Source organism: Acinetobacter lwoffii (genome assembly GCF_024129115.1).
In the GTDB taxonomy this organism is placed as follows: Bacteria; Pseudomonadota; Gammaproteobacteria; order Pseudomonadales; family Moraxellaceae; genus Acinetobacter; species Acinetobacter lwoffii_T.
Window position 1 is genome coordinate 1 of the sequence record NZ_JAMXXO010000012.1, and the last position, 25,322, is coordinate 25,322.

General features: G+C 45.1%; 28 protein-coding genes. 9 read left to right on the top strand and 19 right to left on the bottom strand.

From position 1 onward, the window contains the following. From NI470_RS09920 to NI470_RS09940, 5 genes are all read right to left on the bottom strand, one after another. Positions 1-145: GTP-binding protein (locus NI470_RS09920; RefSeq protein WP_248604099.1), on the bottom strand; the 145-nt coding region annotated here is incomplete at its 3' end. 92 nt (positions 146-237) lie between these two features. Further along, complete coding sequence (gene fusA, locus NI470_RS09925) at positions 238-2,373, bottom strand: elongation factor G (protein ID WP_005251123.1); 2,136 nt, start codon at positions 2,371-2,373, stop codon at positions 238-240. Between the two features lie 128 nt (positions 2,374-2,501). Beyond that, positions 2,502-2,972 carry a 30S ribosomal protein S7 gene (gene rpsG, locus NI470_RS09930; RefSeq protein WP_004279240.1) on the bottom strand — a complete coding sequence of 157 codons (471 nt, stop codon included), beginning with the start codon at positions 2,970-2,972 and terminating at the stop codon, positions 2,502-2,504. 180 nt (positions 2,973-3,152) lie between these two features. Beyond that, positions 3,153-3,527 carry a 30S ribosomal protein S12 gene (gene rpsL / locus NI470_RS09935; RefSeq protein WP_002050319.1) on the bottom strand — a complete coding sequence of 125 codons (375 nt, stop codon included), beginning with the start codon at positions 3,525-3,527 and terminating at the stop codon, positions 3,153-3,155. A gap of 156 nt (positions 3,528-3,683) precedes the next feature. Next, positions 3,684-5,168 carry an EcsC family protein gene (locus tag NI470_RS09940; RefSeq protein ID WP_253148335.1) on the bottom strand — a complete coding sequence of 495 codons (1,485 nt, stop codon included), beginning with the start codon at positions 5,166-5,168 and terminating at the stop codon, positions 3,684-3,686. Positions 5,169-5,441: 273 nt separating this feature from the next. Between NI470_RS09940 and NI470_RS09945 the strand changes: the two genes are divergently transcribed. Both NI470_RS09945 and NI470_RS09950 read left to right on the top strand, forming a co-directional pair. Continuing rightward, complete coding sequence (locus tag NI470_RS09945; protein WP_004730606.1) at positions 5,442-6,671, top strand: beta-ketoacyl synthase N-terminal-like domain-containing protein; 1,230 nt, start codon at positions 5,442-5,444, stop codon at positions 6,669-6,671. A gap of 23 nt (positions 6,672-6,694) precedes the next feature. After that, the gene (locus NI470_RS09950) at positions 6,695-7,147 is read left to right on the top strand and encodes a CopD family protein (RefSeq protein ID WP_004279237.1); all 453 of its coding nucleotides are present in this window, start codon (positions 6,695-6,697) and stop codon (positions 7,145-7,147) included. Positions 7,148-7,204: 57 nt separating this feature from the next. Here NI470_RS09950 and NI470_RS09955 read toward each other — a convergent pair whose 3' ends face one another. From NI470_RS09955 to NI470_RS09970, 4 genes are all read right to left on the bottom strand, one after another. Further along, positions 7,205-8,632, bottom strand: coding sequence for an amino acid permease (locus NI470_RS09955; protein ID WP_253148334.1), 1,428 nt, complete (start codon positions 8,630-8,632; stop codon positions 7,205-7,207). A gap of 169 nt (positions 8,633-8,801) precedes the next feature. Beyond that, positions 8,802-9,167, bottom strand: a complete 366-nt coding sequence (locus tag NI470_RS09960; RefSeq protein WP_253148333.1) for a RidA family protein — start codon at positions 9,165-9,167, stop codon at positions 8,802-8,804. A 48-nt stretch (positions 9,168-9,215) separates the two neighbouring features. After that, positions 9,216-10,328: an alanine racemase gene (gene alr, locus NI470_RS09965; protein WP_253148332.1), complete on the bottom strand. Its 1,113-nt coding sequence runs from the start codon at positions 10,326-10,328 to the stop codon at positions 9,216-9,218. Positions 10,329-10,362: 34 nt separating this feature from the next. Further along, entirely contained in the window at positions 10,363-11,622 is a 1,260-nt protein-coding gene (locus tag NI470_RS09970; RefSeq protein WP_253148331.1) for a D-amino acid dehydrogenase, read from the bottom strand. 140 nt (positions 11,623-11,762) lie between these two features. Here NI470_RS09970 and NI470_RS09975 point away from each other — a divergent pair, with 140 nt between their 5' ends. Continuing rightward, positions 11,763-12,230, top strand: coding sequence for an Lrp/AsnC ligand binding domain-containing protein (locus tag NI470_RS09975; protein WP_004646102.1), 468 nt, complete (start codon positions 11,763-11,765; stop codon positions 12,228-12,230). An 87-nt stretch (positions 12,231-12,317) separates the two neighbouring features. Here NI470_RS09975 and lysM read toward each other — a convergent pair whose 3' ends face one another. From lysM to NI470_RS10005, 6 genes are all read right to left on the bottom strand, one after another. Continuing rightward, on the bottom strand, positions 12,318-12,812 hold the full coding sequence (lysM, locus tag NI470_RS09980) for a peptidoglycan-binding protein LysM (protein WP_004279231.1): 495 nt from the start codon (positions 12,810-12,812) through the stop codon (positions 12,318-12,320). A gap of 185 nt (positions 12,813-12,997) precedes the next feature. After that, positions 12,998-13,234, bottom strand: coding sequence for an acyl carrier protein (gene acpP, locus NI470_RS09985; protein ID WP_004646101.1), 237 nt, complete (start codon positions 13,232-13,234; stop codon positions 12,998-13,000). An 83-nt stretch (positions 13,235-13,317) separates the two neighbouring features. Then, positions 13,318-14,052: a 3-oxoacyl-ACP reductase FabG gene (fabG, locus tag NI470_RS09990; protein ID WP_253148330.1), complete on the bottom strand. Its 735-nt coding sequence runs from the start codon at positions 14,050-14,052 to the stop codon at positions 13,318-13,320. After that, a complete protein-coding gene (fabD, locus tag NI470_RS09995) occupies positions 14,049-15,035 on the bottom strand; it encodes an ACP S-malonyltransferase (RefSeq protein WP_004279228.1) in 987 nt (328 codons plus the stop codon). The genes fabG and fabD overlap by 4 nt, the downstream gene beginning before the upstream one ends. 223 nt (positions 15,036-15,258) lie before the next feature. Further along, positions 15,259-15,441, bottom strand: a complete 183-nt coding sequence (gene rpmF / locus NI470_RS10000; protein WP_004279227.1) for a 50S ribosomal protein L32 — start codon at positions 15,439-15,441, stop codon at positions 15,259-15,261. 77 nt (positions 15,442-15,518) lie between these two features. Next, positions 15,519-16,076 carry a YceD family protein gene (locus NI470_RS10005; RefSeq protein WP_004279226.1) on the bottom strand — a complete coding sequence of 186 codons (558 nt, stop codon included), beginning with the start codon at positions 16,074-16,076 and terminating at the stop codon, positions 15,519-15,521. Between the two features lie 97 nt (positions 16,077-16,173). Between NI470_RS10005 and NI470_RS10010 the strand changes: the two genes are divergently transcribed. From NI470_RS10010 to NI470_RS10020, 3 genes are all read left to right on the top strand, one after another. Beyond that, positions 16,174-16,836 (top strand): elongation factor P hydroxylase, encoded by a 663-nt coding sequence (locus tag NI470_RS10010; protein WP_253148337.1) that lies wholly within the window; start codon positions 16,174-16,176, stop codon positions 16,834-16,836. An 87-nt stretch (positions 16,837-16,923) separates the two neighbouring features. Further along, positions 16,924-17,541: an L-threonylcarbamoyladenylate synthase gene (locus NI470_RS10015; protein WP_004646095.1), complete on the top strand. Its 618-nt coding sequence runs from the start codon at positions 16,924-16,926 to the stop codon at positions 17,539-17,541. Positions 17,542-17,586: 45 nt separating this feature from the next. Continuing rightward, positions 17,587-17,871, top strand: coding sequence for a hypothetical protein (locus tag NI470_RS10020; protein WP_253148329.1), 285 nt, complete (start codon positions 17,587-17,589; stop codon positions 17,869-17,871). 81 nt (positions 17,872-17,952) lie between these two features. Here NI470_RS10020 and NI470_RS10025 read toward each other — a convergent pair whose 3' ends face one another. After that, entirely contained in the window at positions 17,953-18,432 is a 480-nt protein-coding gene (locus NI470_RS10025) for a hypothetical protein (protein WP_253148328.1), read from the bottom strand. A 503-nt stretch (positions 18,433-18,935) separates the two neighbouring features. Here NI470_RS10025 and NI470_RS10030 point away from each other — a divergent pair. From NI470_RS10030 to rluB, 3 genes are read left to right on the top strand one after another with little or no spacing between them, the layout of a single operon-like run. Further along, positions 18,936-19,730 carry a segregation and condensation protein A gene (locus NI470_RS10030; RefSeq protein ID WP_180038527.1) on the top strand — a complete coding sequence of 265 codons (795 nt, stop codon included), beginning with the start codon at positions 18,936-18,938 and terminating at the stop codon, positions 19,728-19,730. Further along, on the top strand, positions 19,727-20,317 hold the full coding sequence (gene scpB, locus NI470_RS10035) for an SMC-Scp complex subunit ScpB (protein ID WP_253138009.1): 591 nt from the start codon (positions 19,727-19,729) through the stop codon (positions 20,315-20,317). Before NI470_RS10030 ends, scpB begins: the two co-directional genes overlap by 4 nt. Positions 20,318-20,358: 41 nt before the next feature. Then, the gene (rluB, locus tag NI470_RS10040) at positions 20,359-21,411 is read left to right on the top strand and encodes a 23S rRNA pseudouridine(2605) synthase RluB (protein WP_004646093.1); all 1,053 of its coding nucleotides are present in this window, start codon (positions 20,359-20,361) and stop codon (positions 21,409-21,411) included. Positions 21,412-21,465: 54 nt separating this feature from the next. Here rluB and NI470_RS10045 read toward each other — a convergent pair whose 3' ends face one another. From NI470_RS10045 to NI470_RS10055, 3 genes are read right to left on the bottom strand one after another with little or no spacing between them, the layout of a single operon-like run. After that, positions 21,466-23,202 (bottom strand): ABC transporter ATP-binding protein, encoded by a 1,737-nt coding sequence (locus tag NI470_RS10045; RefSeq protein WP_253148327.1) that lies wholly within the window; start codon positions 23,200-23,202, stop codon positions 21,466-21,468. Positions 23,203-23,212: 10 nt separating this feature from the next. Then, positions 23,213-24,364 carry an ABC transporter permease gene (locus NI470_RS10050; protein ID WP_253148326.1) on the bottom strand — a complete coding sequence of 384 codons (1,152 nt, stop codon included), beginning with the start codon at positions 24,362-24,364 and terminating at the stop codon, positions 23,213-23,215. A 7-nt stretch (positions 24,365-24,371) separates the two neighbouring features. After that, a complete protein-coding gene (locus NI470_RS10055) occupies positions 24,372-25,310 on the bottom strand; it encodes an ABC transporter permease (RefSeq protein WP_004279216.1) in 939 nt (312 codons plus the stop codon). Positions 25,311-25,322: the final 12 nt, after the last annotated feature.

A 25,322-nucleotide genomic window follows, 5' to 3' on the forward strand; every position in this document is an offset into this window, starting at 1 on the left:
CAGCGTAGTCTTTCGCTTCGCCACCGAATTTCTTCGCACATACAGTTGCAATTGCAGCTGTTAAAGTTGTTTTACCATGGTCAACGTGACCAATTGTGCCCACGTTAACGTGTGGCTTATTACGTTCAAACTTAGCCTTAGCCATGAGATCTTCCTTTTTAAACTACTCATGCAGGATCACTGCATGAGCACTTGGGTTTAACTATGAATTAGTTTGGGCTTATAGTAATCGAAAGATTACTCGTCGTCACCTTTTTTACCGCCAGATTGGAACTTAGAAATGATGCCTTCAGCCACGTTACGTGGAGTTTCAGCATATTTAGCAAATTCCATAGAGTAAGTCGCACGACCTTGAGACATAGAACGCATATGAGTTGCGTAACCAAACATCTCAGCCAATGGAACTTCAGCACGAATGGCTTTAGTACCACCAGGAAGATCGTCCATACCCTGAACCATACCACGACGACGGTTTAAGTCACCCATGATATCGCCCATGTAGTCTTCTGGAGTTTCTACTTCAACTTTCATGATCGGTTCAAGAAGGATAGGATCCGCTTTCATGAAACCATCACGGAAGGCATAAGAACCCGCCATTTTGAACGACAATTCGTCAGAGTCGACGTCATGGTAAGAACCGTCGAACAATGTCGCTTTAATGCCAACCACTGGGTAGCCAGCCAAAACGCCATTCTTCATACGTTCTTGAATACCTTTGTCAACCGCGCCGAAGAATTCTTTAGGTACAACACCACCTACAACTTCTTCAACGAATTCGTAATCTTTTTCAGATTCAGGATCCATCGGTTCTAAACGTACGTATACGTGACCGAATTTACCTTTACCACCTGTTTGACGTACGAATTTACCTTCTTGCTCAACAGACTTTTTGATCGTTTCACGGTAAGAAACCATTGGCTTACCAATGTTCGCTTCAACACCGAATTCACGCTTCATACGGTCAACAATGATGTCAAGGTGAAGCTCACCCATACCAGCAATAATCGTTTGACCAGATTCTTCGTCTGTACGAACGCGGAATGATGGATCTTCTTTCGCCAAGCGACCTAAAGCAACTGACATTTTTTCTTGGTCAGCTTTAGTTTTAGGCTCAACTGCAAGTGCAATTACTGGCTCTGGGAATTCCATACGCTCTAGTGTAATGATGTGGTTTTCATCACATAATGTATCACCAGTAGTCGTGTCTTTAAGACCTACACATGCCGCGATGTCGCCCGCACGAATTTCTTCGATGTCATGACGATCGTTTGCGTGCATCTGTACGATACGGCCAACACGCTCACGCTTCATTTTTACTGGGTTATAACACGGGCTACCCGCTTTAAGAACACCAGAATAAACACGTACGAACGTTAAGTTACCAACGAATTTGTCGTTCATGATTTTGAATGCTAACGCAGCAAACGGTGCTTCGTCAGATGCTTCACGAGAACCTTCAGACTCAGCTTTGTCATCAAGGATACCCTTGATCGCTTCAACGTCAGTCGGTGCTGGCAAGAATTCAATTACTGCGTCCAACATACGTTGAACACCTTTGTTCTTGAATGCTGAACCACAAAGCATTGGTTGGATTTCGTTCGCTAATGTACGCTTACGGATACCGCCAACGATTTCTTCTTTAGTCAGCTCTTCGCCTTCTAGGTATTTGTCCATGAGTTCTTCTGATGCTTCTGCAGCAGCTTCAACCATGTTAGTACGCCATTCTTGAGCTAGCTCAAGCAATTCAGCAGGGATTTCGCCATATTCGAACTTCATACCTTGAGATGCTTCATCCCAGATAATCGCTTTCATTTCGATTAGGTCAACAACACCCTGGAAGTTTTCTTCTGCACCAATTGGAACAACGATTGGCACTGGATTACCGCCAAGACGTGTTTTAACTTGTTCAACTGCACGGAAGAAGTTCGCGCCAGTACGGTCCATTTTATTAACGAACGCAATACGTGGAACTTTATATTTATTTGCTTGACGCCATACAGTTTCTGACTGCGGCTGAACACCACCTACAGCACAGTAAACCATGCACGCACCGTCAAGAACACGCATAGAACGCTCAACTTCGATCGTGAAGTCAACGTGTCCCGGGGTGTCAATTACGTTAATACGGTGTTGTTCGAACTGGTTACCCATACCTTTCCAGAAGCATGTTACAGCTGCTGAAGTAATAGTAATACCGCGTTCTTGCTCTTGTTCCATCCAGTCCGTAGTTGCCGAACCTTCGTGAGTTTCACCAAGCTTATGGCTCTCACCTGTGTAGAACAAAATACGTTCAGAAGTGGTTGTCTTACCTGCGTCGATGTGCGCAGAAATACCAATGTTACGGTAACGAGAAATTGGGGTTTGACGTGCCATGATTTCTAGCATTCCTAAATTTTGTTGTTTAAAACAGGACGCTTTAAGCTGCATAGCAACTTAAAGCGCTTTGGTGACAAAACCATGACGGTCTTGTCACCCTCCTGAATAGGGCCTGTTTTATCTGCTTAGAAACGGTAGTGAGAGAAGGCTTTGTTGGCTTCAGCCATACGGTGCACATCTTCACGTTTCTTAACCGCAGCGCCTTTGCCTTCAGATGCATCAAGCAACTCGCCAGCAAGACGTAAAGCCATAGTTTTTTCAGAACGCTTAGCAGCAGCATCTACTAACCAACGCATCGCTAGAGCAGTACGACGGGATGGGCGTACTTCCATAGGAACTTGGTATGTAGCACCACCAACACGGCGTGCTTTTACTTCGACCATAGGACGAACTTTTTCAAGAGTAGTCTCGAAAAATTCAACTGGGTCTACTTTAGATTTTTCTTGAACGCGGTCTAAAGCACCGTAAACGATACTTTCAGCAATAGATTTTTTACCATCTTGCATTACGTGGTTCATGAATTTAGCGATTGTTTGGCTGCTGAACTTAGGATCCGGAAGGATTTCACGAGCAGCGACTACGCGACGTCTTGGCATTTTAAACTACCTATAAAGATGACACTTCAGGTTTATCCAGCATGAGTACAAAGTGTCATGTACTACTCGCTGGCCTTACTATACGTCGCTTGGAATTTTCACAAAATTAATGCAGAAATCAGACAAGCGAGACGATAAAGGATTGCGGTTCTACGTTCTTAAAATTTAATTCTTAACGAATTATTTCTTAGGACGTTTAGTACCGTATTTAGAACGAGACTGGTTACGATCTTTAACACCAGCACAGTCTAAAGAACCACGAACGGTATGGTAACGTACACCTGGTAAGTCTTTAACACGACCACCACGGATAAGAACAACACTGTGCTCTTGTAGGTTATGGCCTTCACCACCGATGTAGCTAGAAACTTCGAAACCTGAAGTTAAGCGAACACGGCAAACTTTACGCATTGCTGAGTTAGGTTTTTTAGGTGTAGTTGTGTAAACACGTGTACAAACACCACGGCGCTGTGGACAAGCCTTCAACGCAGGAACTTTAGATTTTTCAACTAAAGTCGTACGACCCTTGCGGATCAACTGATTTGTTGTTGCCATTTGGCAATTCTCCCGTTAATAAAAAGCCCCAAAAAACTACTACTTTTTGAGGGCATGCAATTGTAATTCAAGATGCAAAATTGGTCAACCTACTCAAGCCAAGCAAATGCCGTTTCTCACGACATTTGCTTGCTTTTATTTACCTTCAAAATTCGCTTATTTTTTTGAATTTTTACCAGCTTTTTTGGTCACGTCTTGAGCTTCAGATTTAGTTTCCGAGTTTTCTTGATCCTCTGCACCCTGCTGTGAAGTCTCTGTAGCAGCTTCCGCCTCGTCAGCAGCTTCTGGATGCAGTTCAGCTTCGATTTCCGGATCAAATGAAGTTTTGGTTAAAGCCGGTTGTTGCGACTGCTTATCTGCTGCAGGTTCAACCAACTCATCGTTGAGCGCCTCCAGCCCTTCACTCACCTTTTCATCTTTCTTCACTTCTGCTTCTTCAGAACTCAGATCATTCTGCTCTTTTTTGACCAGCTTGACTTGGGTAATCGTGTTATTTCCCTCAATCGCAATATCTTTATCCATGATCGGCTTATCTTTCGGAAGCTCAACTTCGTGAGAGACACCATTTAGGAGTTTCGGAGTTGCCTGTTGCAACAAACTGACTGCTTTTTCATAGGCAGCATAAGGAGACAATTGCGAATCCTGATGCTGAATCAGGTATTGGCGTGCATGCGAGAATGCTTCCTGAGCTTTCTGATTTACATCCTCGACAAAACGATGGCTATATACAGCACCAATACCAGCACTCGCCAGAGGCGTCAGTTTGGTTAATCGCTCCAGAATCGAAATTTTTGGCAGATGATTCATCCATTCCCATTTAGCCTCTCCCTCATGACGACTTAACCATTGCTTGATGGCGCTGACATCATTATCAGAACCTAGCATGGCTTGTAACTGCGAGATATCATGAGTTTTAAGTGTATTACTTAAAGCTTTTAAACCTAATAATAAGGTCTGTTTTTCCGCAATCAGGCTCAGGTCGATCTGTCTAAAGATATGCTGGACGATTTCTTGATCATCTTCTTTGCTCAGGTCAAAACCATAAGAGCGACCGACTTGATAGATGGTACGCAATGCCATCAGTAAAGAAGCGGGAATATCAATCGCGGTGCCAAGCATTCCTGAAGCACCACTTACTGCACCCTGCACCGTTGCAATCCATTTGTTTTGTTCACCTAAAGCCTGTGAAATTCGCTTGGATCGATCGACGTCCTGAGTCAATTCCTCTAAATCTTTCGCTCCCGCTTCACTCAGGATGGCATCCACCGAACTGGTTTGATTACTGAATTGATTCAGACGGTCATAAAAGTAGTTAGACACTTTTTCGGTCAGATCGGGAGAGACAAAATGCGCGACATTATTCACGGTATTAAAACGGCGTCCGAGAAGTTGGCGCGATACATTTGGAAGATGCTCGCGAAGCATTTGCTGAGGATTATCATATTTTTTAGCTGAAAAAGCGCTTTTCGTCTTCGCCGAACCATCAATCACCTGATCGGAGTTAGAAGGCTTCAGCGCTTTAGTCACCGAATCCGGCGCAACATGATTCAATAAATCCAATCCGGTTGAACTGAACTTTTTCGCCACTCCAAAGGCATTCGAAATCAGACCATTAGATTGTTTATTATTAGCATTTACCATTTTTTACCTCAGCATTCATGTGCTTGTATTTGGTATAAATACTAGGTGTAGTCAGCATTTATCTCAACTTTATTCTGTTTCATTTAGTAAAACCCCAACACGCCGACTCACAAACTCAACCGACTGTCACACGGCATAACATTTGCCATAAGATTTCAAAAGTCTTTCTGCTATCATGTTCCCCATCATGAAATAAGGCTAGGCGCTGGATTGGGCGATTTTAAAACCCAGATATCTGCCGCTGGGCATAGAGCAAACTATAAGGATCTGTAGATGAAACGTGTTGTCATCACTGGCATGGGTATTAACTCATGTATTGGTAATACATTAGAGGATGTAAACCATTCTTTACAAAACGGGATTTCAGGAACACGTTTTAATCCGACTTATGCTGAACTCAATTTCAAAAGTCATGTCAGTGCTGCAGCCGAGCAGGATTTCGACGGGATCGACCGCAAACTGAAACGCTTTATGGGCGTATGTGCAATGTATGCGTACAACTCAGCTCTTGCTGCAGTTGAACATGCAGGTTTAAAGGTTGAAGATCTAGCTGGCAACCCACGCTATGGTATCGCGGGTGGTTCAGGTGGCGGTTCAACTGCTTCTGTTATTGAAATGAACGAATTATTGCAAACCAAAGGTGCGCGTAAAGTCGGTCCTTTCTTTGTACCACGTAATATGACTAACACCATTACGGCTAACGTTGGCGTTGCATTCAAATTACAAGGCGTGGCGCATACCATTACCAGTGCATGTGCAACCTCTGCCGATGCCATCGGTTATGCCTACAACCTGATTCAACTCGGTAAACAAGATTTAATGCTGGCAGGTGGCGGTGAAGAAGATCACTGGTCACAAAGCTTGTTGTTTGATGCGATGGGCGCACTTTGCTCTAAATACAATGACAGCCCTGAAACAGCATCACGCCCTTATTCTGCAGACCGTGACGGTTTCGTGATTGCCGGTGGTGGTGGTTTTGTGATCCTTGAGTCTTTGGAACATGCGCAAGCGCGTGGCGCAAATATCTTAGCTGAAGTGGTTGGTTATGCTGCAAACAGTGATGGTGCTGATATGGTTGCACCATCTGGTGAAGGTGCAACACGTTGCGTACTGATGGCTTTAGAAGAAGCCAAACAACACGGTGTCGATAAAATTGACTATGTAAATACACATGGTACTTCTACTCCAGCGGGTGACATCACAGAACTTAAAGCAATGGAACGTGCTTTCGGTGAAGGTCAGGTTCCTCCATTAAGCTCAACCAAGTCAATGACGGGTCACAGTCTGGGTGCTGCTGGTGTTCAGGAAGCGATTTATTCGGTTCTGATGATGCAAAATGACTTTATTGCTCCAAACATCAACGTGACCGAGCTAGATGAAGGCGCGAAACCGTTTGATATCGTGCTTGAAAAACGTGACGCAAAATTGAATACTGTGATGAGTAACAGTTTCGGTTTCGGCGGCGTAAATGCTTGTCTCATTTTCAAAAAATGGGAAGGCTAAGCTGCCCAATTTAGGGTGACTTGATGGATGCTCCTTCTGATGCTTTCTTGTGGGTAAAAGCATTACATATTATTGCAGTGGTTTGCTGGTTCGCGGCTTTGTTCTACTTGCCACGGCTGTATGTTTACCATGCCATGAGCGAAGATGCCGTCAGTCATCAACGCTTTGAAGTCATGGAACGTAAGCTGTACCGTGGCATCATGTGGCCAGCCATGTTGGCTACCTTGATTACGGCGCACTTTTTGGTGGATTGGGGTGATGCAACGCGTCACTATCATGAAGCCTTATGGTTTTACCTTAAAGTCGGCCTGGTCGGTTTATTGGTGATTTACCATCTAGTGTGTGGTTATTACCGCAAGAAGCTGATTGATAATGCACATTACAAGTCACACAAGTTTTGGCGTTATTTTAATGAGATGCCAACCCTGATCTTATTTGCCGTGGTGATTTTAGTGGTAGTTAAACCTACTTTCTAATTCACCTGCGCAATCAAAAAATCCCCGATCAGTCGGGGATTTTTTATGTCTGAATATTTAAGGATTACCACGCTGACGCATACGTGGCTTATACAGCAGACGATAGGTCACTGCCAGAATAATCAACCATAAAGGACTGATCATCAGAGCCTTTAAGGTATCGGGTTCCAGACTTAAAATAATCAAGGCGAATAACAGGAATGCCAATATCACATAAGACATCCACACTCCACCCGGCATTTTAAAGGTCGAGGCGGCATGCTTTTGCGGTTGCTGCTTACGGTAACGGATGTAGCACACCATAATGATGCTCCAGATACTAATAAACAGGATCACACACAGCGAACTTGCCAGAGTAAAGGCTTCCATGGTGTTTGGCACAAAATACTGAAATGCTGCCCCCAACATAATAAAAGCACAGGAGAAAAATAACCCTGTGGCTGGTACAGCTCTGCTAGATAACCGCGCCAAAGCTTGAGGTGCTTGTCCGTCACGTGCCAGACCAAACAACATACGGCTGGTCGAGAATACGCCACTGTTCATAGAGGACATCACTGACGACAACACCACCAGGTTCATGATAATGGCTGAAGTTGGAATACCGGCATACAGGAACAAACTCACAAAAGGACTTTGATCCGCAGGAATCAGATGCCACGGTGTGACCGACATGATCATCAGCAATGACAATACATAGAACAGAATGATCCGCGTAGGAATAGCGTTGACCGCTTTGGGTAAGTTCTTTTCCGGATCTTTGGTTTCTGCCGCCATGGTGCCGAGCAGTTCCACCCCGACAAAGGCAAACATGGCAATCTGGAAGCCTGCCAGAAAACCGGTAAAGCCTTTGGGAAATAAACCACCATGTGCCCAGACATTACTAAAGCTGGCGACGGCGCCACTCGGTGCCTGAAAACCGCTAAACACCATATAACCACCGACAAAGATCAAACCGAGAATAGCTAAAATCTTGATCAGTGCAAACCAGAATTCAATCTCACCAAACAGTTTTACCGTCACCAGATTAATCGCGAGAATAAACAGCACACAACCCACACTAATCATGGCCTGCCCCATCGGAGTAAAGACCATGCCTTCGGGCAGCCAGAAACTCAGATAGTTAATAATCGCCGCGAGATCGGCAATCCCTACCAGTACCCAACCCAGCCAGTACGACCAGCCAATATAATAGCCAGCACCCGGCCCGATTAGGTCATGGGCCATATCAATAAAGGATTTGTAATGCAGATTAGACAACAGCATTTCACCCAACGCACGCATCAGGAAGAAGAACATGCCACCAATGATCATATAAATGATCAAAATTGAAGGACCTGCCAGAGAGATGGTCTTTCCCGATCCCATAAACAGGCCAGTACCGATACAGCCACCAATGGCGATTAACTGCAAATGTCGGTTAGAGAGTTTTCGTTGCAACTCATGCGGCGACGATTTTACGTCTTCTGTGCCCGGGGTGGTTTTCATTTTTACATCCTTTTTAATCTTTACAACAGCATCAAGCTGAATTTACAACGTTCAGTCCTCGAACGCTTATTATGACATTTTCATACTTTTTACTGCGATGTTCAGTGAGATTTACTGCACTAAAACGACTTAAATGATTGCAGGGGAGATTTCAACATTAAAAATTAAATTAAGCTCGAGCTGCAATGACTGCAATTTCAATCAGCCAGTCCGGATTAACCAAATCTGCCTGAATCGTGGCACGTGCCGGCGTGCCATGACCTTGTAACCACTCTACCCAAAGCTGATTCACAGTTTGAAAATCATCCAGATTTTTCACGAACAGTTGTGCAGAAAGCAGCTGGCTTTTATCAGTATTGGCCAATGCGAGCAATTCCTCAATTTTTGCAAAGACTTCCAGTGTTTGTCCGCGTACATCCAGATCCGTGCTATTTGGCACCTGACCTGATAGATAGACGGTTTGATGATGAATCGTCACCGCACTCATGATTTGATTGCTGTTGAGTCGCTGAATGGCTGTATTGTCCTGTGTCATGCTGATCTTCCTTGTTTGGGATATTGAAATAAAATTTAAATTAAAAATTTAAGCGTCAATCTGGAAATGAACCCGAGCGGTCACTGCACACATCAGCTCATAGCCGATGGTACCTGAACTGGCCGCCACGTCATCAATCGGCAAAACCACACCTTGGGAAGATTGCCCCCAAAGTACCACTTCACTACCGACATTCGTCTGCGGTAGTGCAGTCAGATCTACGGCCAGCATATCCATACTGACCCGACCCAATGTGTGTGTTTTCATTGAATCGACCAGCACAGGCGTACCGGTCGCCGATAGACGTTGATAGCCATCGGCATAGCCACAGGCCACAATGCCGATCCGCATATCCTGTGTGGCAATAAATTTGGAACCATAGCCAATGCTCTGACCTGACTGGATCATTTGAATGGCGATAATTTCACTGCGTAAGCTCATGCTCGGTTGCAGATTCCAGTCTTGAATCGTGTGTGTTGGATAATCTGGTGAACTGCCATACAGCATGATGCCGCTACGTACAATATCGGAATGAAGGGTTTGATGATGCCGCAGAATGGCTGCACTATTGCTGAGTGAGGTTTTACTCTCAAGTCCCTGAATGGTCTGGCGAAAAATCAGGTTTTGATGCTGAATTCCGTCCTGCCCAAAACGCTGACCATCCGCATCGGAGAAATGGGTCATATGCGTGATTGAACGCACATTATTCAGCTGATGCAGTTCCTGCCAGATCTCTGCATATTGCTGCGGCTCGAAACCCAGACGGTTCATGCCGCTGTTCATTTTCAAGAACACATCAAAATGTGCATCCGGTGCTATTTCAGCAAACTGTTTTAGCCATTGCACTTGATGCCGGGAATGAATGGCAAAGCTCATTTCATTCTTCGCACATTCAAATAAATCCGCTAGAGCAAAAATACCTTCGAGCAATAGCAACGGCTTCTTGCATCCCAGCGCACGCAGTCGTTTACCCTCTTCAATATCCAGAAAGGCAAAACCGTCCGCACCTTGAAGTGCCGCATAGACCCGTTCAATCCCGTGCCCATAGGCATTGGCCTTGACCACGGCAAATACCTGACTATTGGGCATATATTGGCGCGCCACACTTAAATTATGCGCAAGCGCCTGTTGATGAATGATCGCAGTAATGGGACGTGGCATACATTCCTCCTTGAATATTCCGCCTCAGATGGCCTTAGGCCGCTTGGTGATAGCGCGCCAATGACAGACCTTCGGTGCTGATTTCAGGATCACGGGCCAAGACCAGATCGCTGATTAATTTTCCTGAACCACAAGCCATGGTCCAGCCCAGCGTGCCATGTCCGGTATTCAGGAACAGATTTTTAAAACGGGTTTTTCCAATAATTGGCGTACTGTCCGGGGTCATTGGACGCAGGCCTGTCCAGAAGCTGGCCTGATTCATGTCACCCCCTGGGAATAAATCACGGGTCACCATTTCCAGCGTGCCGCGACGATCTTCATTCAGACCCAGGTTAAAACCACTCAGTTCTGCCATACCACCGACGCGAATACGCTGGTCAAAACGGGTAATCGCAATTTTATAGGTTTCATCCAGCACGGTAGATTGCGGAGCGAAGGCTGAATCTAGAATAGGAATGGTCAATGAATAACCTTTCACCGGATATACCGGTAAATTCAGTTCAAGCGGTTTAAGGAAATCACGTGAATAACTACCAAAGGCCAGCACATATTTATCTGCCGTGAGCACCTGACCATTCACCAGAACACCTTTGATCTGATCACCTTCTACAATCAGTTTTTCAACGTTTTGATTGAACTTGAACTCTACACCCATCCCTTTGGCATGTTCTGCTAGGGCATTGGTAAACAGATAGCAGTCACCTGTTTCATCATTCGGTAAATGCAGACCACCCACCAGTTTGTCTTTTGCCTGTGCCAATGCTGGTTCTACACGCGCCAGCCCATCGCGGTCCAACAGTTCAAATTCAACTCCAGTTTCTTTCAGAACCTCGATATCGCGCTGAACCGCATCCAGCTGCGCATCTTTACGGAAAATCTGCAAAGTGCCTTTTGAACGGTTTTCATAAGAGATGCCAATATCACGGCGCAAATTACGCAAACAGTCACGGCTATATTCAGCCACACGCACCATCCGTTCTTTATTGACTGCATAATGCTGCGCATTACAGTTTTTCAGCATTTGTGCCATCCACTGCAATTGCCACAAGCTGCCATCGACATTAATCGCCAACGGTGCATGATGCTGAAACATCCATTTGACTGCCTTAAACGGAATACCTGGTGCAGCCCAAGGGGTCGAGTATCCTGGAGAAATCTGCCCGGCATTACCGAAGCTGGTTTCTTGCGCCGGACCTGCCTGACGATCCAGCACAGTCACAGTTGCTCCCTGCTGCGCCAGATAGTAAGCGCTTGCCACACCAATCACACCACTACCCAAAACTAATACGCGCATTACCTTAACCCTCAAACATCTTTTCAGTTTATTTCACTAGTATATTTTTGCTTTAATAGTTAAATTCACTATATTCAGACTGTATATTCAGTGGAATAAATATTTTTTCGGGCAGAATTAAAAAAAAGAGGGAAATATTGATGCGCAAATTAGACCGCATTGACCGCATGATTCTGGATATCCTGCAACGCGATGGCCGGATTGCCATTAGCGAACTTGCAGCACGCGTCAATCTATCGACCACACCCTGTTCAGAGCGGGTAAAACGGCTAGAGCGTGAAGGCATCATCATGGGCTATTACGCCCGTTTAAATCCGGAAATGCTGGAGCGCAACCTGCTGGTTTTTCTGGAAATTAAACTCTCCGCCAAATCAGGTGATGTCTTTGATCAGGTGGCACGTAACCTAACCGAAATCCCGGAAGTCCTGGAATGCCATTTAATTTCCGGTGATTTTGATTATCTGGTCAAAGCACGTTTAAAAGAAATGAGTGCTTATCGCCGTTTACTGGGAGATTTACTGAAAAAACTACCCGCCTCTGCCTCCTCGCACAGCTATGTGGTGATGGAAGAAGTCAAAGAAAGTTTATATCTGGACTTGGGTATTTAGTAATGATGGCTTTTTAAAGCTACGGACAAAAACAACAAAGCCCCAAACGGGGCTTTGAGATCGAATATTGATTGGACTTATTAAACCTTAAGCAGGAATGCGTAGCACCTGTCCCGGGAAAATATCATCTGCATCTTTGAGCAACGGACGGTTGGCTTCAAAAATTTTATTATACTGATTGGCATCACCATAAAATTCTTTTGAAATTTTTGACAAGCTGTCACCTGATTTCACTGTGTAGAACTTACTTTCCGGCTCAGGACTGCTCACTGTAAGCTGATCATCCACTTTGGCGACATGATCAATATTACCCACGGCCAGAACAATCTTTTCACGATCGGCCTGACTTTGTACCTGACCTCTGACCGTCGCCAGATCGGAGGCTGAGTTATAACTGATGGATAAACCAGTGATTGGAAGGCCCAGACTTTTCACATGGCCGAGTAATTTATTTGCCACTTCCTGAGCAGAAGGCTCTGCAGGTTGTGCTGCAGCTGGCGTTGTCGTTGTAGGTGCAGCCTGTGGTTCCGCAGCAGCTGTATTCTTCTTACCGATACCTTTTACAAAATCAAAAAGACCCATAGCGGACTCCATTCTTGTTGTTAATGTCACATCACTCTTATTTTTATAATGAAAACTCTATAGAGATAGTTAGTCATTGGTGACAGAAAGGTAATGGATTGTAAAACCTCCATTCATGTGAAAGGCAGACACAAAAAAACCACCTCGAGGGTGGTTTTTATGTTCAGCAAAGCTGAAATCGGCGATTAACCTAGTTTCTTAGAAACGTAGTCAATTGCAGATTGAACAGTTGTGATTTCGTTAGAATCTTCATCAGGAATCGTGATGTCGAAATCATTTTCGAAAGACATAACAAGTTCAACTAGATCTAGAGAATCTGCACCTAAGTCATCCATGAAAGACGCTTCGTTTTTAATCTCTTCGATTTTGATACCAAGTTGTTCTGCAACTGCTTGCTTAACACGTTGTTCGATATCGCTCACAGGAATTCTCCTCATTGCTTGTGGCGTTTTTAATGCCGTTAGTTTAATTGAATCTAAAAAATTTGGAAAGTTTATACTTGAGCTTAGCTCATGTATAAGCCCCCATTTACATGCATAACTGTACCAGTAATGTAACTGGCTTTATCTGAAGCCAGGAAACTTACGGCATTTGCGATATCCTGCGGATCACCTAAACGGTTTAACGCCACCTGTTCAGTCATTTTTTTACGAGTTTCTTCGCTTAACTGCTCAGTCATTTCAGTCGCAATAAAACCTGGTGCTACCGAGTTTACGGTAATCTGACGGCTACCCATTTCTTTGGCAAGGCTACGGCTAAATGCTTCAATACCTGCTTTGGCAGCAGAATAGTTGGCCTGGCCCGGGTTGGCAAAGTGTGCCACCACAGAACTGATGTTGATAATGCGACCGAAACGCGCCTTGGTCATGCCTTTGAGTACACGCTTAGACAAACGGTAAACTGCTTTCAGGTGAATATTTAAAATATCATCCCAGTCATCTTCAGACATACGCAGCAGCAAATTGTCTTTGGTAATACCCGCATTATTGACCAACGCAAGGACTGGACCATAGTTCTGTTCGATGTCCGTTACCAGCCCATTAATCGCTGCACCGTCACGTACATCTAGTACTCTTCCAGCACCATTTTCAGCAAACTGTGCAGATAATTTTTCCGCACCTGCTTCAGACGTTGCAGTACCTATGACAAAATAACCGTCTTGAATCAACTGTTGTGCGATCGCAGCACCAATACCACGACTTGCACCTGTTACCAGAGCAACTTTACGTTCCTGTGTCATGCACTTTTCCCTTCTGCCGCCAATACGGTGTTTAATGCATCTTCCAGACGGGATTGACTGTCCAGTGGAAGTGCTTTTTGAATATTCGGCAAGCGTTTCGCCAAGTTGGTCAATACATTACCCGGACCACATTCTACGATGTACTCAATGCCTTCATCTTGAAGGTATTGTAAGGTTTTGGTCCATTGTACTGACTCATAAAGTTGCGCGGTCAACGCCTGACGCAATTCATCTACATTGGTTGCCGCTTGCGCGCCTACATTTTGTAATACAGGAATGCGTGGCAGCTCAATGGCGGTTTGTTCCAATGCCGGAGCAAACTGTTCAGCAGCAGGTTTCATCAATGAACAATGCGATGGAACCGATACTGGCAATGCAATGGCTTTTCCGCCGTTTTCTTTGGCCAATGCCATCACTGCTTCAACGCGATCTTTATTGCCCGCAACAACTACCTGCCCTTGCGCATTGTAGTTCGCCGCTTCGACAGAACCTTCTCCTGCTGCAGTTGCTTGTGCACACAGCTCAATCACTTTGGCATCGTCCAGACCCAAAATGGCAGCCATCGCACCCACACCCTGAGGTACAGCAGTCTGCATGAGTTTGCCACGCAAGTTCACTAGCTTCGCAGCATCACCCAGGCTTAAAGCACCTGATGCAACCAGTGCGCTGTATTCACCCAGTGAATGGCCTGCAAGATATTTCGGTGCTACACCGCCAGATTCCAACCACACGCGCCATAAGGCAATACTTGCAGTCAGCAATACCGGCTGGGTAAATTCGGTTTGATCCAGACCTTCGCCAGTTTGCGCAATCTGCCACAGATCAAAACCGACGGCTTCAGATGCTTCTGCAAATGTCTCGCGAATACTCGCAAACTGTTCTGCAAGCTCAGCCAGCATACCAGCTTTTTGTGAGCCCTGACCCGGAAACACAAATGCAGTTTTAGTTACGGGCGCTGCTTGTTCGAGTGGTGTAGCAGACATAATAAAATCCTTTCATTCAAGAGGTGTGCTTCTTCAATCCTAACAAGAAGACTGACCAATAAGACCACCTAAATCATTGTGGAGCGCAATTTAGCATGTAATTTTGCTGGCGGTAATTGCCAAATACAACAAAAAACCGATACGCCTAAAAATCAAAGACAAAAAAAAGGGAGCTAAATGCTCCCATTTTTTCTACTAAGCTTGACGCTTAATACATCACCAATTATTCAGCAGATGCTTTAGCGAATAATTGACGACCACGGTAGATACCATCTTTAGATACGTGGTGACGACGGTGAGTCTCGCCAGTAGCTTGGTCTACAGTTAATGCATTCTCGGTTAAAGCGTCATGTGAACGGCGCATGTCACGGCGAGAGCGACTTTTACGGTTTTGCTGAACGGCCATGATGGCTCCTTACAAAGATCGAAAAAATGGATCAGAACAAATTCGATTGTCTTATACACAAGAGTATAACACAAAAATTAGTTAAGTTTACCCTTCAAAGCAGCCAAAACTTCAAACGGGTTGTCCCGTTTTTCTTCAGCCACTTCTTCTACGGCAGGTTGATGCTTATGTTCACAAAACTCATGTTTAGGCGACAACGGCATCAACAATAACAGTTCATCTTCTATCAGCGCGAGCAAATCAGCGGTCGCAGGTGCATCATAATCACCTTTGGTCGTTGCTTCACTTTCACCTAGGACGATGAAATCAGCATCCTCATCCAAGCGCTCTATCAGTGACTCATCATCCACAAGTGCCAAATGGAACGATGAAACCAGTTCAATTTCTACAGTTTCCAGACAACGCTGGCATTCCATAGGAACTTTTGTTTCAACGTGACCATCTAGCCATGCAATACGATGATAGGCATCCATTGATAGCTTACAGTCTATGTTAATCAATTGATCATCAATTGATCCAACAGCTTCACGAGCGATACGAACAAAGCGGGATAAAGGCAGTTGACCTGACCATTTAAAGCCCTGTTCAGCCCATTTAAACGGCTCAATCTGTGCCGGAAAGGTATTTGCTGACATAATTAAGGCGGCAATTCTACAAATTCATCAGTACTCTGTCAAAGATTAAGATACAATTTTGTACTTATTTCGACAGACCATTTGGGTAACTCAAGTCATGCATCTGTTGCAGCCGCAAACAGAAGTGAATGTTTCATCACTCGTTAGCACAATTCCAAGCCTTGATTCTGACAGTTCAACACAACAAGTGCAACTCTCGCCATGGACGAATTTATCGTCAGAAGCGCAGCAGGTGGACTGGCTCATCTTACACTTTAATCACTGGTTTTCCCATTTAAATGTGACTTTAGTCCGTGGCGAGTTTGAACCTGAATATTTTCCTGCCGATGCCGATACTCCTGCCCGGATTCAGTTTGCACATGGATTCTTTAATAGTGCCTTGCATGAAATCAGCCATTGGACAATTGCCGGGGATAAACGCCGGGAACTTCCGGATCTTGGTTACTGGTATGCCCCGGATGGGCGTACAGCCGAACAACAAGCGCTGTTTGAACAGGTAGAAATTAAACCGCAGGCAATCGAGTGGATGTTTGCCCAGGCCTTTGGGCGTAAATTTCGGGTGTCGCTGGATAACCTGACTGGTGACGGCGGTGACGGAACCCGCTTTAAAGATCATGTCTATGCACAAGTGCAGGCTTATTTTCGTGGTGAGGCAAAATTGCCACGGGATGCACAACGCTTTATTCAATGTATCTGTATCTGCATCAGAGGTGGCAAAAGTTTACAATCTGATGAATTTATACGTGAAATGCTTGATTAAATTACACAAATCTACCTTTTTTATGATTGCCAGATCTTGTCTGAGCGCCACATAATAAGCCATCAGCCCAAGCTTGGAGTAGTCTCTATGCTGCATTTACGCGTACACCCAGACAATCCGCAACCCCGCTTAATCAGTCAGGCAGTGGAACGTATCCGTGCGGGTGATGTGGTGGTCTATCCCACTGATGCGGCCTATGCGATTGGTTGCCAGATTGGGAACAAGAGTGCCATGGAGCGGATTGCGCAAATTCGTGGTCTGGGCCCAAAGCATCAATATGCGATTCTGTGCTGTGATTTATCCGATATTGCCACTTATGCCAAGGTGGACAATGCCATGTATCGTTTGCTGAAAAATAATACACCAGCCATTACGACCTTTATTTTACCGGCAACCAGCGAAGTCCCACGTCGGTTGATGCATCCCAAGAAGAAAACCATTGGTCTGCGCATTCCGAATAATCCGGTGTGTCAAATGTTGCTCAAAGAACTCGGTGAGCCATTATTGACCTCTACCCTGATTTTACCGGGTCAGACTGACCCGCTCGATGATCCTTATGATATTGAAATGCAGCTGGGCAAACGCATTGATGTTTTTGTAGATAGTGGTTTAGGCACCTTGAGCACGACCTCTATTGTAGATTTATCCGGTGATCATCCAGAAGTGATTCGTCGTGGTATGGGAGATGTCAGCGCCTTTGAATAAATGAGGTCTGAGAATTTCCTACAAACATTGAAGGAGTCAGAATAAATGGATTTATTGTACTTGCTCCTGAATCAGCATGAATTTTCTGCACAGGATTTAATCTATGCAGAACTGCCTTGGACACTGCAATCCAAGGCGGTCATGGTCGAAGAACATCCTTTTCCCCATCTCACTATAAATATTGATCATACTGAGTACCAATTTTTTCTGACGTTGGCTCTAGTGAGACAGTTGTTGCAGATCTATTCAAACCAGAACGTATGCCTGGCAGAGACTTGCCAACGCATCATTGAATTTGCGATCAAGGAATACAATCATTCCTCACCATGAAAATTTAAAACAGCATATGGTGAGGTGTTGCAGTTCTATTCTTTTCAATTCGACAGGTATGTAGTGGTTGCCAAAAACAGTTTAAGAATCTGCACTACGTTCATAATGACGAACCGCAATGAAATTTGGACATTGCGATAGCTTCTGTTCATGATGCATGAGCTCTTCACCCAGTTTATTTTTCAGATACACATGAAAAATAATCTGATCTTCTTCCAGTACATTCAGCATCGCTGTGCGTGCCTTGGGTTCCATGACTTTAAAGGAATTGATTGACTCACAAGACATGGCTTGCATATCCAGTTTAATCCGCTCATCCAGCTGGTCGCCCTCATAGGCCATATGCCGCATGTAAAAACGGATATTAGGATATTGGTCCAGTACACTAAAATCCATTTTCATGGCCTGCATGACAGGTCGAGCCTGTTCCGCAAAAGCTGAAAATCCGCCTGATTTCAGCCCTGTGCGTGCTTCATCTTCAAGCTGCATAATCTGATATTTGGGATAAGCCCAAAATCCCCCGAATGCGATCATCCCAATAACAACCAGAATAAGTGGCATGCTTTCTTCACCCTTTTATTGATTTTTGTGATTCTTGACTATTTTTCGAGAGTATAGCGGTATTTTTGACCAAAAATTATAGGGAGATATTTTATTAATACTTATTAATTTTATGTTTTTTAATGGGAAATCCGTTTGAAAATCATTCGATATCTGCCAGCTAGCTTATTTACTCTTTTGAGGAGAATCACTGTATTGATCGAGTTTTGAAGTGAATCAACTGGCATCATCTACCAGATAAGCTTAATTATGAGAGCCAATTTAGCATGAAAATCACCGCTGCATTTCCCGCCCGATTCTGCCATTTTCCTTTGTGCTATTTTAAAATCGCAGATAAATTCCATTATTTTTTTAAGTTTTTATGGCTTTGACGGCTTATTTAATTTATTTAAAGTTACTTTTCCAGTACAATGACAACGCTTAATCCTGTGCTTTTCTTTCGATGAGATACCGAAAATCAAGCCTTTGCATGCCTTTGAAAATTCGCGTGGCCTATAATTGTAATGACTCAAATTATCCATAACACTATGGAATCTGCTCCGCACATTCGGGTTCTGGATGAATGGCAGGATACAATTCCAGAGGATCTGTACATTCCTCCAGCGGCATTTGAAATCTTATTAGAACATTTTGAAGGCCCACTCGACTTTTTAATTTACCTGATTCAAAAAAACGGTTTTGATCTGTTACAGGTCGATATCGCGCCGATTGCAGCGCAGTATTTGTCTTATATGGACGCGATGAAATCCCTGAACATCGAGCTGACGGCCGACTATATGGTGATGGCGGCCTTACTGGCAGATCTGAAATCACGTTTGCTTTTGCCGAAACCGAAAAGCCTGACTGCGATTGAACAGGATCCAAAACAAGAACTGATTGACCGTTTAGAAAATTATTTAAGAATTAAACAGGCAGCAGAACGTCTGGGCCAGATGCCGATTCTGGAACGTGACACTTTCACCACCAACGTCAGTTTGGGCGAAATCCAGCAGCCGAATGAAGGCTATTCAAGCGATTTATTGCGTGATGCCTTGCTTTGTATATTTAACCGTCCTGAACCGGTGATTCATCAGGTGCAACAGGAACCGGTACTGCTGGAAGAACGTATTGCCTATATTGAAAGTTGTCTTGAAACTGGCGCAATACTCAGCTTTAAGGACTTGTTAAAACCGAGCCAAGGCCGTATGGGTATGGTGGTAACCTTTATGGCGGTGCTGGAACTGACCCGACAACAAAAAATTCAGATTATTGCTACAGGTATTGAAGCCCCGCTCGCGATTCAAGGAGCCAGTCAATGACACTCGATCAAAATACGCTGTTATCTGCAGAAGATAATCTGCATGAAGTATTGATGCAGCTTGAAGCCATTATTTTTGCCAGCGACTCCGCGGTTTCATTGGCTCGTCTGAAAGAAGCTTTTCAGGATCGCTATAGCAAGCCGGAATTACGTCAGTATTTACAACAACTTTCCATGCTGATGCATGGCCGTTCAATTGAACTGATTGAAACAGCACAAGGTTATCGTTTTCAAGTGCGTGCAAAATATCGTAATATTATTGCACAGACCTGGCCTGAGCGACCGGCTCGCTTGTCGCCTTCATTACTGGAGACACTTGCGGTGATTGCTTATCACCAGCCAGTGACTCGAGCGGATATTGAACAGATTCGTGGTGTAACGAATAACAGTCAAAACTTGCGTACGCTGTTTGACTGGAACTGGATTAAAGAGTCCGGATTTCGTGAACTCCCTGGAAGACCTGCGTTGTTAATGACAACGCCACAATTTTTAAATGCGTTTGGCCTGAATAGTTTGGGCCAATTGCCTCCCCTGCAGGATGCCAAGGAAGCTTTTATGGCCCTCGATGCGAATGCACCGAAGTCATAAATAGGTGAACTGTTGATAATTATTTCTAAGGTTATGCTGTCATGAGTGAAAAGTTGCAAAAGGTGCTTGCACGCGTTGGTTTGGGTTCTCGCCGTTATATGGAAGAAGTCATTGCCGCGGGTCGTGTAAGTGTCAACGGGCAAATTGCCCAAGTGGGTGAACGAATCGAACCAGGTGATGAGCTTCGCATCGATGGTCGTAAAGTTGCCTTCCAGATTGAAGACGAAATCCGTCGTCGTGTCATTATTTACTACAAGCCTGAAGGCGAGATCTGCTCACGTAGCGATCCTGAAAACCGTCCGACTGTATTTGAACAGCTGCCTGCTATTCCGGGCGATCGCTGGGTAATGGTGGGTCGTCTGGATATTAACTCGACGGGTCTGCTTTTATTCACAAATGATGGTGAACTTGCGAATCGCTTGATGCACCCATCGAATGAAATCGAACGTGAATATGCAGTTCGTGTCATGGGTGAAGTTACACCACAAATTCGTAACAACATGCTCAAAGGCGTGGTGCTAGACGATGGTCCGGCAAAATTCGAATCTTTCTCTGAACTCGGTGGTGACGGGATCAACCGTTGGTTCCAGGTGGTAGTAAAAGAAGGTCGTAACCGTGAAGTACGTCGTATCTTTGAATCACAAGGCCTGAAAGTCAGCCGTCTACTGCGTACCCGTTATGGTACTGTGATTTTGCCACGCGAACTGCGTACCGGTCGCTGGATTGAACTGGATAAAAACGATATCGACAACCTGACCAAAGCTGTGGAATTGAAACCACGTCAAGGTACTGGTTTGTTTGGTATGGCGAAACGCCGTAATGAACGTATGCAGGACAAGCCGATGGCTGCACGCCGTGGCGGTTTCTTGCGTCAGCAACGTCGTGACAGTGATGAGCAACCACAAAATAATACTGGCCGTGAGCGTCGTGATGACAATGCTTATGGTCGTCGTGACAGAGCTGAAAACCAGAATGGCACTCAGTTTGTGCGTCGTGAAAACCGTCCGGATCAAGGCTTTGGTCGTCGTGAAGAGCGTGATGAAAATGCGCCGCGTCGTCCATACGGTATCAACAAAGGCTTTAAAAAGTTTTAATTAAGATAAATAAAAAAGTCAGGCACATTGCCTGACTTTTTTATGCCTTATGCATCAGGCACTTTGTGGAATCCCTTGCGGAATGGCACCGAGTAAACGCTTGGTATATTCATGCTGTGGAGATTGATACAATTCATCTGAATTGGCGATTTCCACCAATTCACCATGATTCAGCACCATGATCTGATCTGAAATATATTTCACTACCGACAAATCATGTGAAATAAAGATATAGCTGAGTCCGAATTCATCCTGCAAATCTTGCAGTAAATTCAGCACCTGCGCCTGTACTGAGACATCCAGTGCCGAGACCGATTCATCGCAGATCAAAATCTCAGGCTTTAAGGTCAGGCAACGTGCGATTGCAATCCGCTGACGCTGACCACCGGAAAACTCATGCGGGTAGCGATAAAAAGCCTGAGCAGGCAAGCTGACCCGTTCCAGCAAATCCAGAGCCATTTGTTTGCGTTCGGCATCATCCTGACCAATCTTGTGAATCTGCATCGGTTCCATCAGGATTTGCCCTACGGTAAAGCGCGGATTCAGAGAAGCATAGGGATTCTGGAAAATGATCTGGATTTTACGTTGATACTGGGTAAATTCCTGTTCCGACATGTCCAGAATGTCCCGACCCTGAAACAGTGCCTTACCGCCCGTAGCCTTTTGCAGACGCATCAGCAACAAGCCAATGGTGGTTTTACCCGAACCGGATTCCCCGACCAACCCCAAGGTCTTGCCTTTGGCCAGCTGAAAAGAAACTCCTTTTACTGCTTGAAACTCATCTTTGCCAAACAGTCCTTTACGACTATAAAAAGATTTTTTCAGATCCCGTACATCCAGAATAATTTCCTCTCCGCCCTTTAGTCCACGTGAACGTTGCGGAAGCTGAGTATTCAGACGAATATCTTCCAGCCAGGTTGAACCATCCTGTTTCATAAAATCGCTGATCATCGGCAAACGTAACGGACGTTGCGAGAGTTGCGGGCGGCAGTGCAACAAGGCTTTGGTATACATGTCCTGAGGCCGGTCCAGCACCTCCCGAACCGGACCCTGTTCACGGATTTCCCCATGGCGCATCACAATAACCTGATCGGCAATTTCACCAACCAATGCCAGATCATGGGTAATAAACAGCATCGACATCTGACGACGCTGACGTAGCGATTCCAGCAAGTCCAGAATCTGCTTTTGAATAGTCACATCCAGAGCGGTGGTCGGTTCATCTGCAATCAACAGTTTCGGTTCACAGGCAATAGCCATGGCAATCATGACCCGTTGCTGCTGTCCACCGGAAAGCTGCCCCGGATAGGCATCAATTTTAGTTTCTGGCGCAGGGATCCCCACTTCTTTGAGCAGCTCCAGGGTACGTTGCCGCGCCTGTTTTTTATTCATGCCCAAATGTAGTTGCAGGATTTCTGCAATCTGCATGCCTACTGTAAATACCGGATTTAGCGAAGACATCGGCTCCTGAAAAATCATGGCAATGTCTTTGCCACACATCTGGCGCATTTCACGGGTTTTAAGCTTGAGCAGGTTTTTCCCTTCAAAGATGATCTGGCTATCTTCTGAAATACGTGCGCTTTCTGCCGGAAGCAGGCCCATAGTGGCGAGGGAAGTAACCGACTTGCCACTTCCCGATTCGCCTACCAGTGCAACTGTGGTATTGGCCGGAATCTCGAAAGAAACTCCTTTTACGGTTTCAATATATTCTTTATTTTCACCTTTAAAACTGACTCGCAGATTTTCTACGCGAAGTAGCGCAGGTGCTGTGCTTGGATTGATTTCAGACATCGTTGCGCTCCTATTTCAGTTTTGGATCTAATGCATCACGGAGTGCATCGGTAAACATCGAGAATGCAGTCACCAATACCGCCATGGCGATTGAGGCTGCCGCCAGTTGCCACCATTTACCCAAAATCAACTCGCTTTGCGCTTCATTTAGCATACTGCCCCATGACACTACCCCGATAGGCACACCGAAACCAAGGAAGCTCAAAATGACTTCAGACTTGATAAATGCCACCACCAGAATAGACATCTGCACCAGGGCAATATGGCTGACATTGGGAAAAATATGGACAAACATACGACGCATATTACTCACGCCAATCGCCTTGGCAGCCAGCACATATTCACGTGCCGTATGTTTCATGTATTCGGCACGAACCAAACGAAAGACACCGGTCCAACCAGTCAGACCTAAAATCAGGATGATTGATAAAATACCTTTCTGCTGTAACACTGCGGCAATGGCCAAAACCAGCAACAGATAGGGAATCGAGGTAAAGATATTATAAAACCAGTTGAGAAGATCATCGACCCAACCACCAAAGTAACCTGCTATTGCACCCAGTGCAGTCCCAATCAGTACAGCGACAAAGGCTGCAATCAGTCCAACCAGAATCGAGGTTTCAGCCCCCTTAATGGTTTTCTGTAAAACATCCTGCCCCCATTTATCGGCACCGAAGACCAGACTTTGCTTGAGTTCCCCACTTTCATCCATCAGCTGGCCACCGAGTTCCTGATTAATGGCATTCATGTCTTCTGCCAGCGGATCGACCACTCCATAATAATCGATGCCTGCACCAGCACCCTGCTCAGCAGCAATTTCAGCATTCAATTCAGCAATGACATCTTTTAAAGGATCAACTGGATTGACTGGTAGAGGTACAGATTCTGCACCCTGCTCTGTATCAGATACAGCCGGAACTGGCGCTGCACTGATAAAACTCGGCGGTGCATAGCTGACCGCCACTTCTTTATTCCAGTCTTTGGCAATTAGGCCGCTCATTGACAGTACCAGCAGCAGCAGATAAAACAGCACCACATACAGAGAAAACATGGCAATCCGGTCACGTTTCAAACGGCGCATGGCCAGTTGCCATAATCCTGTTGAAGCCGATTCAGGTGCTGCTTCAGCCGCTTGTTCTTTTTTAAATATCGCACTCAGCATAATTCACCTACTTCAACTGTACACGCGGATCGACCCATTTATAGATCAGATCGGCAATCAGGTTGAATATCATGGTCGCAGCAGCGACATAGACCGTAATCGCTTTAATCACCGGAAAATCGGAACGTTCTACTGCAATAATGACTTCACGGCCAATTCCCGGAATACCAAAAAAACGCTCAATCAGGAAAGCACCGATCAGCAGTGCCGGAAGTCCTGCCATCACATCGGTAATAATCGGAATGGAGGCATTGCGCAGGACATGCACGCCCATGATACGGTTTTCACCCAGGCCTTTGGCACGCGCAGTACGCACATAGTCCTGATTGACTTCATCCAGTACAAAACTACGATACAGGCGTAGTGTTGGTGCAATACTGACCACCAACATAATCAGCACAGGTAACAAGGCATATTTGAAAAGATTATCGGCAAAATTATCGCTCCAGCCCTGTACCGGGAACCAGCTCAGTTCATAGGCCAGGAAATACTGGAACACGATGATGTAAACCAGAATACTGATCGACATACCGATCGTACATAGCATCATGATCATGCGATCAGTCAAAGAACCACGAACAGAAGCTACACCTAAAGCCAGAATGATAGAAATAATAGTTTGCAGAATAGTCAGTGGAATCAGAATGGTCAGTGAGGGTCCCAAACGGGTGGTGATAATCTGTGCCACCGATTCCCCGGTACTCCAGCTCACCCCATAATCAAATGTTAAAATCTGCTTGATAAAGATCCACAGTTGTACGTAATACGGTTGATCCACACCCAGTTGCTGACGGATGTTTTCAATCTGTTCCGCATTGGCCATTTTACCGGCCAGAATATAGGCAGGGTCTCCACCTACCCAGTTAAACAGCAGGAATATCAGCAAAATCACCCCGAGCATGGTCGGGATCATTTGCCAAAGCCGTCGAATAATATATGCCAGCATCGCTTGCCTTCC

What these genes read in the sequence shown, in the direction of transcription:
- fusA (WP_005251123.1), bottom strand. Translation starts at nt 2,373, where the DNA reads ATGGCACGTCAAACCCCAATTTCTCGTTACCGTAACATTGGTATTTCT.
- rpsG (WP_004279240.1), bottom strand. Translation starts at nt 2,972, where the DNA reads ATGCCAAGACGTCGCGTAGTCGCTGCTCGTGAAATCCTTCCGGATCCT.
- rpsL (WP_002050319.1), bottom strand. Translation starts at nt 3,527, where the DNA reads ATGGCAACAACAAATCAGTTGATCCGCAAGGGTCGTACGACTTTAGTT.
- NI470_RS09940 (WP_253148335.1), bottom strand. Translation starts at nt 5,168, where the DNA reads ATGGTAAATGCTAATAATAAACAATCTAATGGTCTGATTTCGAATGCC.
- NI470_RS09945 (WP_004730606.1), top strand. Translation starts at nt 5,442, where the DNA reads ATGAAACGTGTTGTCATCACTGGCATGGGTATTAACTCATGTATTGGT.
- NI470_RS09950 (WP_004279237.1), top strand. Translation starts at nt 6,695, where the DNA reads ATGGATGCTCCTTCTGATGCTTTCTTGTGGGTAAAAGCATTACATATT.
- NI470_RS09955 (WP_253148334.1), bottom strand. Translation starts at nt 8,632, where the DNA reads ATGAAAACCACCCCGGGCACAGAAGACGTAAAATCGTCGCCGCATGAG.
- NI470_RS09960 (WP_253148333.1), bottom strand. Translation starts at nt 9,167, where the DNA reads ATGACACAGGACAATACAGCCATTCAGCGACTCAACAGCAATCAAATC.
- alr (WP_253148332.1), bottom strand. Translation starts at nt 10,328, where the DNA reads ATGCCACGTCCCATTACTGCGATCATTCATCAACAGGCGCTTGCGCAT.
- NI470_RS09970 (WP_253148331.1), bottom strand. Translation starts at nt 11,622, where the DNA reads ATGCGCGTATTAGTTTTGGGTAGTGGTGTGATTGGTGTGGCAAGCGCT.
- NI470_RS09975 (WP_004646102.1), top strand. Translation starts at nt 11,763, where the DNA reads ATGCGCAAATTAGACCGCATTGACCGCATGATTCTGGATATCCTGCAA.
- lysM (WP_004279231.1), bottom strand. Translation starts at nt 12,812, where the DNA reads ATGGGTCTTTTTGATTTTGTAAAAGGTATCGGTAAGAAGAATACAGCT.
- fabG (WP_253148330.1), bottom strand. Translation starts at nt 14,052, where the DNA reads ATGACACAGGAACGTAAAGTTGCTCTGGTAACAGGTGCAAGTCGTGGT.
- fabD (WP_004279228.1), bottom strand. Translation starts at nt 15,035, where the DNA reads ATGTCTGCTACACCACTCGAACAAGCAGCGCCCGTAACTAAAACTGCA.
- rpmF (WP_004279227.1), bottom strand. Translation starts at nt 15,441, where the DNA reads ATGGCCGTTCAGCAAAACCGTAAAAGTCGCTCTCGCCGTGACATGCGC.
- NI470_RS10005 (WP_004279226.1), bottom strand. Translation starts at nt 16,076, where the DNA reads ATGTCAGCAAATACCTTTCCGGCACAGATTGAGCCGTTTAAATGGGCT.
- NI470_RS10010 (WP_253148337.1), top strand. Translation starts at nt 16,174, where the DNA reads ATGCATCTGTTGCAGCCGCAAACAGAAGTGAATGTTTCATCACTCGTT.
- NI470_RS10015 (WP_004646095.1), top strand. Translation starts at nt 16,924, where the DNA reads ATGCTGCATTTACGCGTACACCCAGACAATCCGCAACCCCGCTTAATC.
- NI470_RS10020 (WP_253148329.1), top strand. Translation starts at nt 17,587, where the DNA reads ATGGATTTATTGTACTTGCTCCTGAATCAGCATGAATTTTCTGCACAG.
- NI470_RS10025 (WP_253148328.1), bottom strand. Translation starts at nt 18,432, where the DNA reads ATGCCACTTATTCTGGTTGTTATTGGGATGATCGCATTCGGGGGATTT.
- NI470_RS10030 (WP_180038527.1), top strand. Translation starts at nt 18,936, where the DNA reads ATGACTCAAATTATCCATAACACTATGGAATCTGCTCCGCACATTCGG.
- scpB (WP_253138009.1), top strand. Translation starts at nt 19,727, where the DNA reads ATGACACTCGATCAAAATACGCTGTTATCTGCAGAAGATAATCTGCAT.
- rluB (WP_004646093.1), top strand. Translation starts at nt 20,359, where the DNA reads ATGAGTGAAAAGTTGCAAAAGGTGCTTGCACGCGTTGGTTTGGGTTCT.
- NI470_RS10045 (WP_253148327.1), bottom strand. Translation starts at nt 23,202, where the DNA reads ATGTCTGAAATCAATCCAAGCACAGCACCTGCGCTACTTCGCGTAGAA.
- NI470_RS10050 (WP_253148326.1), bottom strand. Translation starts at nt 24,364, where the DNA reads ATGCTGAGTGCGATATTTAAAAAAGAACAAGCGGCTGAAGCAGCACCT.
- NI470_RS10055 (WP_004279216.1), bottom strand. Translation starts at nt 25,310, where the DNA reads ATGCTGGCATATATTATTCGACGGCTTTGGCAAATGATCCCGACCATG.